Source organism: Streptomyces sp. NPDC026538 (assembly GCF_055567535.1).
The window spans coordinates 123,347-136,431 of sequence record NZ_JBVHQG010000012.1 but is presented as its reverse complement, the minus strand read 5'-3'; the positions used below and the strand labels follow the sequence as shown (position 1 = coordinate 136,431).

Genomic DNA, 13,085 nt, shown 5'->3' with positions numbered 1-13,085 from the left:
CCCGTCCGGCAGGGCGCTCGCCCCCATCGCGAGGTGCGCCTGCCGCCGTCCGACCACACAAGGAGCCCCCCACCTTGCAGCAGCCGGAAGCCCTCACCGACCTCGACGTCGCGAGCACGACGAAATCGGTGATGAAGAAACTGCCCGAAGTAACCCTCGCCTTCTGGATCATGAAGATCGCGGCGACGACGCTGGGCGAGACCGCCGGGGACCTCTTCGCGCAGACCCTGAAGCTCGGTTACTTCCTCACCACGATCGCGCTGTTCCTGATCTTCGTGGTGACGCTCGTCGTCCAGCTCCGCTCCCACCGGTACAACCCGTTCTTCTACTGGACGGTCATCCTGTCGACCAGCATGGCCGGCACCACCATGTCCGACTTCATGAACCGCGACGCCAGCACCAAGTACCTCTCCGACGGTGTCACTTCACTCGGCTGGGGACCGCAGGGCCTCGGCCTCGGCTACCCGGTCGGCGCGGCGATCCTCATCTCGATCCTGCTGGTCATCTTCGCGGTGTGGCGGCTGAGCGGGATGACCTTCCAGATCCGAGACATCGTCACCTTCCGCGGGGAGGCCCTGTTCTGGTCGGCGATCCTCGTCTCCAACACCCTCGGCACCTCCATGGGCGACTTCCTGTCCGACAGTTCCGGGCTCGGCTACGCCGGTGGCGCGCTGCTGGTGACCGGGGCCCTCGCCCTACTGGCCGTACTGATGAAGGTGCCGGCGGTGCCGAACGTCCTGCTGTTCTGGATCGCGTTCGTCCTCACCCGCCCGCTCGGCGCGACCGCGGGCGATCTCCTGACCAAGCCGGTCGCCAAGGGCGGTCTGAACCTCGGTACCGCCGGCTCCTCGGCCGTCCTGCTGGCCGTTCTGCTCGGCCTCATGACCTACGCGCAGGTCCAGGAGCGCAGGGCTGCCACCCCGTAGCCGGCGGAGCCGAAAGGCCGGCCGACCCCACGGACCTGTCCCGTCGCGGTCACCGGCACCCCCATGACGATCACGACAGCCCGGGTGCCGGCGGACGCGCCCTCGGCTCGGTGAACGGGCGGACGGCGACACGCCCTCACCGAGCAGGCGAAAGCGCCCTCTTATCATCGCTCAGGCCATCCTGACCAGGGGCTCTGCCGAGGCGTTCAGGTTGCTGTCAGGTTGGCGGTGGCGTTGTGAAACTCATGCACCAGAAGCCTCAAAACAATGGCAAAGGCATCTGTGGCACCAGGAGTTGATCGTGCCATCGTGCGGGCCATGACCACAGAGCGTCTCCTCGACGACCGCCGCCTCAACCCCCTGCGCACCATGGCGAACAAGGTGCCGGAAGTGACCGTCTACTTCTGGATCATCAAGGTGCTCACCACCGGGATGGGCGAGACCGCGTCCGACCTGCTGGCCCGGGTGCTGGGACCGGTGCCGGCGGTCGGGCTCGGGGCCCTCGCCCTGGCGGTCTCCCTGACCGTGCAGTTCGCGGTCCGCCGGTACATCGCCTGGGTGTACTGGACCGCGGTCGTCATGGTCAGCGTGTTCGGCACGATGGCCGCCGACGTGCTGCACGTCGGTCTTGGTGTGCCCTACACCGTCTCGACACCGCTCTTCCTCATCACACTGGCCGCGATCTTCGTCCTCTGGTACGCCGTCGAGCGCACCCTGTCCATCCACGGCATCGACACCCGAAGCCGCGAGTTCTTCTACTGGGCAACCGTCCTGGCCACCTTCGCCCTCGGCACGGCCGCCGGCGATCTCACCGCGACCATCGGATTCGGCTATCTCGGCTCGGTCGTACTCTTCGCCGTAGCGATCTGTCTTCCCGGGCTTGCCCACCGCTTCGGCGCCCTGAACGCCGTCCCCGCGTTCTGGACGGCGTACGTCATCACCCGACCCCTCGGCGCCTCCCTCGCCGACTGGATGGCGCTCGGGCACACGCGGGGCGGCCTGGGGCTCGGGCTGGCACCGGTCACCCTCGCCTGGACCGCCGCCATCGTCTGCTTCGTCGGCTACCTCGCCGTCTCCCGCCGGGACACATCCGGCGCGACGGCGGCCTGAGATGCGCCGACGCCCAGGTGAAGGCCGCGGCGAGGAGCGGCAGCGGCTCCGGCAAGCGCCCCTTCACGTCTCCCGGACCGCCGCCGTCGGCGGCCGCTCGGCGCGGCGTGGCCTCGCGAGGTGTGACGTCACTGCCCGGAACGCACCTCCTACAACTCGTAGGGGTGTCCGGGTACGCTGGGCGCACGACGGTGAGGGAAGGCGAACGGTGGCGGATCGAGACGACGAGGAAGCCCGCGAAGGATCCGGCAGGCGGGCGCGAGGCGAGTTGGAGAGCAATGTGCTCGCCGCGCTCTGGGCCGCCGCGGGTCCGCAGACCGCGCGGGAGGTCCGCGAACGGCTGCCTGGCGATCTCGCCTACACGACCGTCCTGACCATCCTGTCCCGGTTGTACGAAAAGGGCATGCTCGTGCGGCACCGCGAGGGCCGCGGCTACGCCTACGAACCGGCCCGCGACGAGGCGTCCCACACCGCCCAGCGCATGCACTCCCTGCTGGCGGGCGGTTCCGACCGTGAGGCGGTGCTGGCCCGCTTCGTCTCGGAATTGTCCGAGCAGGACGAGCACCTGCTGCACCAGATCCTGTCCGGGAACGGCACCCCACCCGCCGAGAGCAAGCGCCCCCGCGGGAAGCGGTGAACCGGTGCTGATCAGCGTCTACATCCCGTTCCTCGTCACCGCCGCTCTCGCGGTCCTCGCCGCCCCCGTGGCACGTCGGCTTCCTCCGCGCCGGGCGGCCTGGGCCCTGGCCTGCGCCGCGCTGGTGACGGCGGTCGGCTGGGCGGGATCGCTCGCTCTGCTGGCCTTCTCCGGCGTGGCGCAGGTCCCGGAGATCGCCGAGGAGGGCCGTTGGTCGGTGGCGGCGCTGCGCGCCGAGGACCCGGTGTACCTGGTCGTCGCGGCCGGCAGCGCCCTGGTGCTGGTCACCTGCGTGGTCTCGCTGGTCGTGGCCGCCGTACGACAGGCGCGCCACCTGGTCCGGGCGCGGCGGGAGTGCGCCCAGCTGCCGGGGCGGACGGAACTGGCGGTGATCGACGACGACGTCCCGCTGGCCTTCGCGCTGCCCGGGGCGCCGGGGCGGATCGTGGTCTCACGGGGGATGCTGTGCTGCCTCGGCGACGACGAGCGTGAGGCGCTGCTCGCGCACGAACGGGCACATCTGCGGGGGCGCCACCATGTCTTCCAGAGCCTGTGGCGGCTCACGGCCGCGCTGAATCCGCTGCTGCGGCCGGTGACCGTCGCGGGTGAGTTCGTCCTGGAGCGCTGGGCCGACGAGGAGGCCGCTGAGCGCGTCGGTGACCGCAGGGTCGTCGCCCACGCTGTCGGGCGGGCCGCCCTGGCTTCCGCCGGTGTGTCCCGTCCCGCGGCGCTGGCCGTGACCGGCGGGGTGGTGCCGCAGCGGGTGCGGGCTCTGCTGGCCCCGCCGCCCGCTCGCCGCAGCCTTCCCCTGCTGGCCGGCGGACTGCTCCTGGCCGTCTGCTGCGCGAGCCTGGCCAACGCCGCGTCCGACAGCGACCGGATGCTCGACGGCGCACAGTGGGCACTGTGCGGGAAGGCGGGCGGGAGCGTCGCCACGGCCGGTGCGAAACCCGGCGGTGACGTCGCCACGGCGCCTTCGGACCACGGGCATCGGCCGGACGCCTGTTGTGACGGCCCCGACCGTGCGGAGCACGGGGAATGACGTTTCCGAACGGTTCGCAACGTGCCCTCACCAGCCCGACGGAGTAATGACCTCGCGGTCATCGGGGGCCAACCGGGAGCAGCAGGGTGAACCTGCCCTGTGCCGCCTGGCCCAGGCCGCCGACGCGCTGCCCGGGTCCGTGCACGCTGTCGGAGATCACCGCCCTGCGGACCACCTGGCCGTCGCCGACCGCGACCGGTTGCCGCTGGACCCTTGCGTCCTGCTGGTCCCGCCGCGTCACCGGCGCATCGGGCCGCCGCACCACGCCGCGGTCACGGAAGTCCGGGCCGTACCCGCCCGCCCCGGGCGGGCAGCGGCGATGTCACCGGCGTGGCCGGCACGGGCCGCCCGTCGAAGTCACAGGGCGGACCGGGTGCCGAGGGCCGGTGTGGCCGTCAGGAACGGGCGTAGCGCCCCATGGCTCAGGGAGTCGATCAGCGGGGTGGCCCAGCGGCGCGACGCCAGGCTGATGAGGAAGGCGACGGGCAGCGCCAGGACCGCGGAACCGAGGACGTCGTGGGGGTAGTGGGCACCGACGTAGACCCGGCTGAAGCCCTCCACCACGGCGAACACGGCGGCGATCGCGCTCAGCCGGCGGTCCAGCAGGAACAGTGCGGCGACCGAGGCGGCGGCCACTGTGCTGTGCCCGCTGGGGAAGGCGTAGTCCGAGGGCGCGGGACAGGTGTCGACGAGATAGGCGTGCGGCATCGACCGGCAGGGCCGCACCTCGGCCACGATCCTCTTGACGATCTCGGCGGCGGCGAAGGCGATCACGACGGCCACCGGCGCGGCCAGCGCGAGGGTCATCGCCTGTGCGCCGCGGCGCCGGGCGGTCCACCAGCCCGCGATCATGAGGACCGCGAAGACGCCCAGTCCGAAGTTGGTCCACACTTCCATCGGCGTGTTGAGCCACGTCGTGGCGCGGGCGAGGTCGGTGACCGAGGCGAACAGCGATCCGTCGATGCCGGATCCGTCGAACGCCAGCTGCGCGGTGGTGGCCGCGGCCATAACGGGACGTCCCTCCGTATGAGTACGCCGACAGAGGACGGGACGAGCACGAGACGACGTGGCTCGGGGCCGCGCAGCCGAACGGCTCCCGCCTGCGCGATGGCGCCTGGGTGACATTGCACTGATGCGAAGATGGCTGCCCGGTAAAACTACTACATCTTGTAGGCGGCCGACTGGTCGAGGCGGGTCGCGCGTGCCGGTCCGTCGGGCGGCGGAAGTGTCCGCGGGCCGGCCGGAGTCCGCCGGTCGGCGGCGCCTCGCGCGTCCGGGGCCCGATGCGGACCGGGTTCGAGCCTCCACCGCGTGGGTGCCGCGGCCGGACACGGTCGTCGTCCCGTCGGTGCGACGAGTGCGGAGCCGCTCGAGCATCATCCTCTACGTCTTGTAGTAGGTTCACTTGCGCTCGCCCGAGGGTGCCTGGCCCGGGGCGCTCGAAGGTCTCGCGCCCGGTGGCCGTTCCCTAAGTTCTACATCATGTAGTAGTTTCGGTGCCGGGTGCCACCGCGATCGAGTCGTGGCCCTGGTCCGCGCGCAGGCGCGGCCTCGGCCTGCCCGCGGTGCCGTCCGGGCCGGAGCAGGCCCGGCCGCGCCCCGTATCCCGTCAGGAGGCTGATCGACCGTGCCCTACCGCGACGACCTGGTGCCGGAGCCGGCGCCTTCGCCGTCCGCCGCACCGCCGCAGAACTCGGGCACCGGGCGGATCGCGATCATCTCCGCCGGCGTCGGCGCGGGACACGACGGCGCGGCCGCGGGGCTGGCCCAGAGGCTCACCGAGCACGGATTCCGGGTGGACCGGCACGACTTCCTCGACCTGCTGCCCGCTCAGGCCGGCCGCCTGCTGTGCGGTACCTACCACCGGATGCTGACCTTGATGCCGGAGGGCTATCAGCGCCTGTACGCGGCCACCGACCGGGCCGCACGCCCCGGTGCGGTGTGGCGGGCCCTGTTCCGTGCCGCCGAGCGGCGCACACTGCGGGCGCTCGCGCCGGATACCCGCGCGGTCGTCTCCACCTACCCGGGAGCCAGCCAGGTCCTCGGCGCGCTCCGCCGGCGCGGCCTGCTGACCGTTCCGGCCTTCACCTACCTGACCGACTTCTCCGTCCACGCCCTGTGGGTGGCCTCCGGCATCGACGCCCATCTCGCCGTACACCCCGTCCCGGCGGCCCAGGCCCATGCGCGGGGCGCGGCCGCCGTCACCGTCGCCGGCCCCGTCACCGATCGGCGCTTCACCCCCGCCACCGCCGGACAACGGGCCGCCGCCCGCGACCGGTTCGCCCTGCCCGGGCACGGGCCCCTCGCCCTGCTCGTCGCCGGATCGTGGGGCGTGGGCCCGGTGCGACGTGCCGCCGCCGAGATACAGGAGACCGGAGTCGCGGTACCCGTGGTGGTGTGCGGGCGCAATCAGGCCCTCGCGGACCAGTTGCGCCGGGACGGCATCGAGCACGCCTTCGGCTGGGTGGACGACATGCCGGGCCTGATGCACGCCTGCGACGTCCTGGTCCAGAACGCCGGCGGGCTGACGTCACTGGAGGCGTTCGCCGCCGGGCTGCCGGTGGTCAGCTACCGCTGCATCCCCGGTCACGGCCACACCAATGCCGCAGCCCTCGACGAGGCGGGCCTGGCGGCCTGGATCCGCGATCCGGCAGCCCTCGGCCCGATGCTGGCCGCACTCCTGCACGGACCGCGCGGCGAGGACCAGCGCGCGGCAGGACTTGCACTGCACCGCTCAGCCCTCGGGCCGATATCCGCCATCACCGCCAGAACCGGGCCGCGGTCCACGCCGGGCACCCCGACCTCACCGCAGCGTTTCCCCGCGAGGCGACGGATCGCCCTGACAGCCGTCACCGTGACGGCCACGGCCTTCCTGGGCGTGGCCGCCTCACTCGCCTATGCCTACAACGAAACGCCCGCCCGCTTCAACGCCGTCGCCCACTACCTGGACGGAGACGGACGATGACCCCGGCCGGCCTGGCCCGTGCCACCGCGCTCGCCTCGGCCGTGGCACTGCCCGCGCTCGCCGCCCTGAACGCCGCGCCCGGGATCTCCACGCTCGGCCCGCTGCGGAACGCGGCCATGCCCCGCCTGGCCGGTCAGGGCCGGCCCGACCACGTGGCCCTCACCTTCGACGACGGCCCCGACCACCTCTCCACCCCGCACTTTCTCGGTCTCCTCGACGCGCACGGGGTGCGGGCCACCTTCTTCCTGCTCGGCTCGATGCTGGTCCGCTCACCCGGGTTGGCGAAGGAAATGGCCGCCGCCGGGCACGAGATCGCCGTGCACGGCTGGCACCACCGCCCCCTGCTGCTCCGCGGTCCCCGTACCACCTACGACGACCTCGCCCGGGCCCGCGATGCCGTGGGCGACCTCACCGGAAAGCCGCCGACGCTCTTCCGGCCGCCGTACGGGGTGATGACCACGGCCACCCATCTGGCCTGCCGCCGCCTCGGTCTGACCCCGGTCCTGTGGACCTGCTGGGGCGAGGACTGGCGCAGGCGGGCCAGCCCGCGGTCCGTCCAGGACACCGTCCTGCGCGACCTGCGCGGCGGCGGCACCATCCTGCTGCACGACTCCGACTGCACCTCCGCCACCGGCTCCTGGCGCACCACCCTCGGAGCGCTGCCCCGCATCCTCGACGCCTGCCAGGCGCGCGGCTGGCAGGTCGGTCCCCTCCACGAACACGGCGTCCCGGCCGTTCGCGTCCGCCGCACCTGCCGGTCCTGACGCCGACGGCTCCCGTCCCGGAAACCAGGGAGGGAGCCGTTCGGGTGGTGCGGGCGGGTGGCTTCAGCGGGTCACGCGTGCCGGTGCGAGCGCCGGTTTCCGGTGACGAGGCGGTAGAGGAGGAGCAGGATGAGGGAGCCGACGATCGCGGCGATCCAGGTGGACAGGTCGAAGAACCCGTCGATGGAGTCGACGCCGAAGATCACCTTGCCGAGCCAGCCGCCCAGCAGACCGCCGACGATGCCGATGAGCATGGTGACGATGATGCCGCCGGGGTCCTTGCCCGGCATCAGGGCCTTGGCGATGGCGCCGGCGAGCAGGCCGATGATGATCCACGCGATGATGCCCATGGTGCGTCTCCGCTTCCTCGGATAAAGGTTGTGTCAGCTCATCGTGTGCACCGATCGCGCCCGAACAAACGTCTCATCCGGGTCACGGCCGTACCGGTTCCCGATCCGGGGGTGTGGACGGCGTCATGACGTCCGGGAACGAGCCCGCGGCGCTCAGCGGGGGCCTGACGGCGAGTCGGCCCGGCGGGCACCGCCGACCGGGCCGTCGGCCAGAGCGATCCGAGCGGTGACACTCTTGCCGGAGGGTTCCAGGCGGACGTGGAAGGCCTGGACGACGGCCATGACGATCTCCAGCCCGTGCTGACCGACCCTTCCGGGATCTCCCCGCCGGGCGGCGGGCTGTGCGCGCGCACTGTCCCGTACGGTCACCTCCACTGCCTCGTCCGCGATGCGCAGTTCCATCCACAGCGGCCCGGGGGCGTACTTGCGGGCGTTGGTGACCAGTTCGCTGACCACCAGGCGGGTGAGGTCCACGGCCCGCGCCGACACGGCCACACCGTGGTCCGTCCGGGCGCGGCCGAGGAAGTCCGCGGCGAGATGGCGAGCTTCGCCTATACAGGCATCGTCGCCGTCCAACGGGGCGGCGGTGGCTATCGGACGAGGACTCGGCTCTCCTTCGCCTTCACTGCCGGCAGACTCCACGCTTCGTCACCTTCGTTCCCGTCGTCCGTCGGCACCTGACCCGTGCGCTGCGCCTCCTGTTTCTTCTTACTCCAAGTGCCCACTCCTACGAGCGCTGTTCCCCGTAGTATCAGCGATGACTCCTCGCACAGGAGTTGGCGGCCCAGCCGCTCCAGCGAACGCAGTCGAGGACTCGGTGACAGACGCCCAGCCGGACCAGCGTGGCCAACTGACAGTCAGCGAAGCCGTCCTCGACGGCGTCAGGGTCGTCGCCCTGCGCGGCGAGCTGGACCACACCACACGCGACCTCGCCGGGCAGGCGCTGAACCCGCCCGTCACCGACGCCTTCCCGCGGACCGTCGTCGATCTCACCCGGCTGACCTTCATGGACTCGGCCGGCATCAACGCGCTCATCGCCGCTCACCGCGCGGCCGCGGACGCCCAGGGCTGGCTGCGGGTGGCCGGTGCGCAACCGACCGTCCAGCGGGTACTGGAACTCGTCGGCATCGACGCCCTCATCCCCTGCCGCCCGACGGTGCGCGAAGCACTGGAGGGCTGACCTGGGTTCCCGTTGTGGACACCCAGGTCGCCCAGCATCTGCTCAAGACCATCGTCGCCGCCCGGCTGATGGGCGCCGAGTGGTGCTGCTCGCTCGTTGCGGGCAGACCTAGGACGACGACGTCGCCTTGATCACAGCCCTGTTCGCGTGAGCGGCGGTCGGGGACGTGTCCGTCCCGGTCCGCGCTCAGGACGGGCATAGGATGACCCCGATGCGCCCCACCGAGCAGCCCACCCCGCCCCCGCCGCACCGGCGATGGCGAGCCCTGCTCGTGCTGGGCCTGCTGGCCGGACTGCTCGCCATGCACGCGCTGGCACCCGGCGGTGCCCTGGGATCCGGCGGGCACCGCGGTCATGACCGGGTCGCGCCCATGACCGCCATGACCGCCATGGTCACCGCGTACGACGGCTGCTCCGGCGACGACGGCCACTGCGGCGGCAACCACGCGCACCACGCCGACGCGACCTGCGCCTCGGGTGCGGTGAGCGGCGGACCGGCGCTGCCGGCCCTGGTGCCGGACCCGGTACCCGTCCCCGCGGCCGCCCTCCTGGCCGGCTCCCGCACGGCCGTCCCACCGGACGGCGCCCGCGCACCCCCCGACCTGGCCGAACTCCAGCTCCTGCGGATCTAGAGGCACCCGAGCCGGCCGTGCGCGTACCGCGCCGCGGTCGTGCTCCCGCGTGCCCCTCTCACATCCACCGCAGGAGATCCAGCATGAGCACCACCCGTACCCGTACCCGTGCCGTCCTCGTCGCGCTGACCGCGACCGCCGCCCTCGCCCTCACCGCGTGCGGCGGCGGCGACAGCACCGCCCACAGCGGCACACCCGCCACCGCACACGCCGGAGCGTCCGCGTCGGGCATGGCCGCCGGCGCGCACAACGCGCAGGACGTAACCTTCGCGCAGCGCATGATCCCCCACCACCGGCAGGCCCTGGAGATGGCGGAGCTCGCCGCCGGCCGGGCCTCCTCGGCCCGGGTGAAGGACCTCGCCGCCCGGATCGAGAAGGCCCAGGACCCGGAGATCAAGACCATGTCCGGGTGGCTCAAGGCCTGGGGCGAGGACGTGCCCATGGCGGGCATGGACCACAGCGGCCACAGCGGCATGGCCGGGATGATGGACGACACGGACATGACCGCGCTGAAGAAGGCCGAGGGGACGGACTTCGACACGATGTTCCTGACCATGATGGTCGAACACCACCGGGGCGCCGTCGAGATGGCCACCACCGAGCGGTCCCAGGGCGCCTACGCCCCGGCCACCGGCCTGGCCGGTGACATCGTCACCGCCCAGAACGCCGAGATCAAGGAGATGAGGCAGCTCCTCGGCAAGGGCTGACCGGGGGAGGGGCGGCCGCGCCCGGTGGGCGCGGCCGCCTCCTCGCTCAGGCCGCCAGCACCTTCTCCAACGCCCCCAGCGCCGACCGCAGTTCCTCCGCCGTGACGGTCAGCGGCGGGGCCAGCCGGATCGTCGAGCCGTGCGTGTCCTTGACGAGGATGCCCTCGCGCATCAGGCGTTCGCTGATCTCGCGCCCGGTGCCGATCGCCGGGTCCACGTCGACGCCCGCCCACAGCCCGCGCGCGCGGAAGCCGACCACGCCCCTGCCGACCAGCTCCGCCAGACCGTCCCGCAGGACCACGCCCAACTCGGCCGCCCGGCGCTGGAACTCGCCGCTCTCCAGCAGCTCGACCACGGCCGTGCCGACCGCGGCGGCGAGCGGGTTGCCGCCGAACGTCGAGCCGTGCTCGCCCGGCCGCAGCACACTCATCACCTCGCGCCGGGCCACCACCGCCGACACCGGCACGATCCCGCCGCCCAGCGCCTTGCCGAGCAGCAGCACGTCCGGGACGACGTCCTCGTGGTCGACGGCGAGGGTACGCCCGGTGCGGCCGAGGCCGGACTGGATCTCGTCGGCCACGAAGAGGCAGCCCTTGCGCCGGGTCAGTTCGCGGACCCCGGTCAGGTAGCCGTCGTCGGGGATCATGACCCCGGCCTCGCCCTGGATCGGCTCGATCAGCACGGCCGCCGTCGTCTCGTCGACCGCCGCCTCCAGCGCCGCCAGGTCGTTGTACGGCACGATCCGGAAGCCCGGCGTGAACGGTCCGAAGCCCGCGCGGGCGGTCTCGTCCGTGGAGAAGCTGACGATCGTGGTCGTACGGCCGTGGAAGTTGTCCGCCGCGACGACGATCGTGGCCCGGTCGGCGGGGACGCCCTTCACGTCGTAGGCCCACTTGCGGGCCACCTTGATGCCGCTCTCCACCGCCTCGGCGCCGGTGTTCATCGGCAGCACCATGTCCAGGCCGGTCAGCGCGGCCAGCCGTTCGGCGAACTCGGCGAGCCGGTCGTTGTGGAAGGCCCGGGAGGTGAGGGTCAGCCGGTCCAGCTGGCGGTGTGCGGCCTCGATCAGGGCCGGGTGGCGGTGGCCGAAGTTGAGGGCCGAGTAGCCGGCCAGCATGTCGAGATAGCGGCGGCCCTCGACGTCCTCCACCCAGGCGCCCTCGGCACCGGCGACGACCACGGGCAGCGGATGGTAGTTGTGCGCGAGGACCGGCTCCTCGGCCTCGATCAGCTCGGCGGAGGTACGGGTGTGCGCGGGTGCGGTCATCGATGACTCTCCTCGGACCTCAGCGGATTTCCTGGGTGCAGCACTTGATGCCGCCGCCGGCCTTGTGGAACTCCGACAGGTCGACGGGGACCGGTTCGTAGCCCTGGTCGGCGAGCCGGGCGGCGAGCGCCTCGGCCTGCGGCGCGATGAAGACCCGGCGGCCGTCGGAGACGGAGTTCAGCCCCCATGCCATGGCGTCGTCGCGGGTGGCGAGCACCGCCTCCGGGTACAGGCGGCGCAGCACCTCGCGGCTGCCGCTGGAGAAGGCCTCCGGGTAGTACACGATGTTCTCGTCGTCGAGGACGAACAGGGCGGTGTCCAGGTGGTAGAAGTACGGGTCCACCAGGGTCAGGCTGATCACCGGATGGCCGAAGAACTCCTGTGCCTCCCGGTGCGCCTCCCGGGTGGTGCGGAAGCCGGTGCCGGCGAGCAGGTACCGGCCCGTCCAGACCAGATCGCCCTCGCCCTCGACCACCGAGCCGGGGCGGTACACGTCGTAGCCGGCGGTCTTGAACCAGAGGTCGTAGTGGGAGGACTCGGGGCGCCGCTCCGGCGCGTGGAACAGGGAGCCGAAGACACGGCCGCCGACGACGACGGCCGAGTTCGCGGCGAAGACCATGTCGGGCAGGCCGGGGACCGGCTCCAGGTGGTCGACGCTGTGGCCGTGGGCACGGTAGGCGCTGATGAGCGCGGTCCACTGCTCATGGGCCAGGTCGACGTCGACCCTGGTGTCGGGGTTCATCCAGGGATTGATCGCGTACTGCACGGCGAAGTGTCTGGGTTCGCAGACGAGGAAGCGCCGGACACGCGGCACACGGCTTTCGGGCACAGAGGTGTTCCTCCGCTTTCCTGCGGTGTCGACGAGGGTTACACCAAGGTAGAAAGCGTCGGATACGGGCGACAAGCAACGGATGTTGCGTGTCTGCGCAGGATTGCTGCGTCTCCGATCACACAAACGCAGCATCTGTGCGTTTACTCCCTGCCTGCCCCTCCTCTACTGCGGTGCCGGGTGTGTCGCGCCGGCCTCCGGGCTCTCCGGCAGCAGATGCGACAGCACCATCACGCTGATCGTCTTCCGGATGAAGGGCTCCACCCGGATCCGTTCCAGCACCTCCTCGAAGTGGTCCACGTCCCGGGCGCGGACGTGCAGCAGGGCGTCCGCGCCGCCGGTCACCGTCATGGCCGCGGTGATCTCCGGATGGTTGCGGACCACCTCCGCGAGCCGCCTGGGCGGGGCCGCGCCCTCGCAGTACACCTCGACATACGCCTCGGTGCGCCAGCCGAGGGCCGACGGCTTCACGGTGGCCGTGAACCCGGTGATCACCCCGGTCTCGCGCAACCGGTCGACCCGCCGCTTCACGGCCGTCGCGGAGAGCCCGACGGCCGCGCCGATCTCGGCGAAACTGGTCCGCGCGTTCGCCATCAGGGCGGTGGTGATCTTCCGGTCGAGATCGTCGAAGGGGGCGGTGCCGCTGTTCATGTCCGCACTGTATCCACGGGGAAAGA

General features: G+C 71.9%; 16 protein-coding genes and 1 pseudogene. 10 read left to right on the top strand and 7 right to left on the bottom strand.

All coding sequences use genetic code 11. The features are described 5' to 3' along the window. The first annotated feature begins 74 nt into the window (after positions 1-74). The 4 genes from ACZ4N4_RS37390 to ACZ4N4_RS37375 all read left to right on the top strand — a co-directional run bounded on the left by ACZ4N4_RS37390 (position 75) and on the right by ACZ4N4_RS37375 (position 3,715). On the top strand, positions 75-926 hold the full coding sequence (locus ACZ4N4_RS37390) for a COG4705 family protein (RefSeq protein ID WP_467597309.1): 852 nt from the start codon (positions 75-77) through the stop codon (positions 924-926). Positions 927-1,244: 318 nt separating this feature from the next. Beyond that, positions 1,245-2,036 (top strand): COG4705 family protein, encoded by a 792-nt coding sequence (locus ACZ4N4_RS37385; RefSeq protein WP_467597306.1) that lies wholly within the window; start codon positions 1,245-1,247, stop codon positions 2,034-2,036. 208 nt (positions 2,037-2,244) lie between these two features. Beyond that, on the top strand, positions 2,245-2,673 hold the full coding sequence (locus ACZ4N4_RS37380; RefSeq protein ID WP_453563698.1) for a BlaI/MecI/CopY family transcriptional regulator: 429 nt from the start codon (positions 2,245-2,247) through the stop codon (positions 2,671-2,673). 4 nt (positions 2,674-2,677) lie between these two features. Beyond that, positions 2,678-3,715, top strand: coding sequence for a M56 family metallopeptidase (locus ACZ4N4_RS37375; protein WP_467597303.1), 1,038 nt, complete (start codon positions 2,678-2,680; stop codon positions 3,713-3,715). Positions 3,716-3,773: 58 nt separating this feature from the next. Here the strand turns inward: ACZ4N4_RS37375 and ACZ4N4_RS37370 are convergent, their stop codons facing one another. Next, the gene (locus ACZ4N4_RS37370) at positions 3,774-3,956 is read right to left on the bottom strand and encodes a hypothetical protein (RefSeq protein ID WP_467597300.1); all 183 of its coding nucleotides are present in this window, start codon (positions 3,954-3,956) and stop codon (positions 3,774-3,776) included. Between the two features lie 116 nt (positions 3,957-4,072). Then, on the bottom strand, positions 4,073-4,723 hold the full coding sequence (locus tag ACZ4N4_RS37365) for a phosphatase PAP2 family protein (protein ID WP_467597297.1): 651 nt from the start codon (positions 4,721-4,723) through the stop codon (positions 4,073-4,075). A gap of 619 nt (positions 4,724-5,342) precedes the next feature. On the opposite strand from ACZ4N4_RS37365, the gene ACZ4N4_RS37360 reads away from it, so the two are divergent. Next, positions 5,343-6,680 (top strand): MGDG synthase family glycosyltransferase, encoded by a 1,338-nt coding sequence (locus tag ACZ4N4_RS37360; RefSeq protein ID WP_467597294.1) that lies wholly within the window; start codon positions 5,343-5,345, stop codon positions 6,678-6,680. Then, the gene (locus tag ACZ4N4_RS37355) at positions 6,677-7,444 is read left to right on the top strand and encodes a polysaccharide deacetylase family protein (protein WP_467597291.1); all 768 of its coding nucleotides are present in this window, start codon (positions 6,677-6,679) and stop codon (positions 7,442-7,444) included. Before ACZ4N4_RS37360 ends, ACZ4N4_RS37355 begins: the two co-directional genes overlap by 4 nt. A 71-nt stretch (positions 7,445-7,515) precedes the next feature. Here ACZ4N4_RS37355 and ACZ4N4_RS37350 read toward each other — a convergent pair whose 3' ends face one another. Further along, positions 7,516-7,794 (bottom strand): GlsB/YeaQ/YmgE family stress response membrane protein, encoded by a 279-nt coding sequence (locus tag ACZ4N4_RS37350; RefSeq protein WP_360494825.1) that lies wholly within the window; start codon positions 7,792-7,794, stop codon positions 7,516-7,518. 153 nt (positions 7,795-7,947) lie between these two features. Next, the gene (locus tag ACZ4N4_RS37345) at positions 7,948-8,370 is read right to left on the bottom strand and encodes an ATP-binding protein (RefSeq protein ID WP_467597287.1); all 423 of its coding nucleotides are present in this window, start codon (positions 8,368-8,370) and stop codon (positions 7,948-7,950) included. Between the two features lie 241 nt (positions 8,371-8,611). Here ACZ4N4_RS37345 and ACZ4N4_RS37340 point away from each other — a divergent pair, with 241 nt between their 5' ends. The 4 genes and pseudogenes from ACZ4N4_RS37340 to ACZ4N4_RS37325 all read left to right on the top strand — a co-directional run bounded on the left by ACZ4N4_RS37340 (position 8,612) and on the right by ACZ4N4_RS37325 (position 10,312). After that, positions 8,612-8,974 (top strand): STAS domain-containing protein, encoded by a 363-nt coding sequence (locus ACZ4N4_RS37340; protein ID WP_467597284.1) that lies wholly within the window; start codon positions 8,612-8,614, stop codon positions 8,972-8,974. Continuing rightward, positions 8,971-9,087, top strand: a pseudogene (locus tag ACZ4N4_RS37335) (anti-anti-sigma factor); the annotation flags it as partial. The gene ACZ4N4_RS37340 and the pseudogene ACZ4N4_RS37335, both read left to right, overlap by 4 nt. Before the next feature lie 98 nt (positions 9,088-9,185). Further along, entirely contained in the window at positions 9,186-9,605 is a 420-nt protein-coding gene (locus ACZ4N4_RS37330) for a DUF6153 family protein (RefSeq protein ID WP_453563719.1), read from the top strand. A gap of 83 nt (positions 9,606-9,688) precedes the next feature. After that, positions 9,689-10,312, top strand: coding sequence for a DUF305 domain-containing protein (locus tag ACZ4N4_RS37325; RefSeq protein WP_467597281.1), 624 nt, complete (start codon positions 9,689-9,691; stop codon positions 10,310-10,312). A gap of 46 nt (positions 10,313-10,358) precedes the next feature. On the opposite strand, the gene rocD is transcribed toward ACZ4N4_RS37325, so the two are convergent. From rocD to ACZ4N4_RS37310, 3 genes are all read right to left on the bottom strand, one after another. Then, on the bottom strand, positions 10,359-11,579 hold the full coding sequence (gene rocD, locus ACZ4N4_RS37320; protein WP_453563723.1) for an ornithine--oxo-acid transaminase: 1,221 nt from the start codon (positions 11,577-11,579) through the stop codon (positions 10,359-10,361). A 19-nt stretch (positions 11,580-11,598) separates the two neighbouring features. Then, positions 11,599-12,408 carry a dimethylargininase gene (gene ddaH / locus ACZ4N4_RS37315; protein ID WP_467597277.1) on the bottom strand — a complete coding sequence of 270 codons (810 nt, stop codon included), beginning with the start codon at positions 12,406-12,408 and terminating at the stop codon, positions 11,599-11,601. Positions 12,409-12,573: 165 nt separating this feature from the next. Next, positions 12,574-13,059, bottom strand: coding sequence for an Lrp/AsnC family transcriptional regulator (locus ACZ4N4_RS37310; RefSeq protein WP_365285287.1), 486 nt, complete (start codon positions 13,057-13,059; stop codon positions 12,574-12,576). Positions 13,060-13,085: the final 26 nt, after the last annotated feature.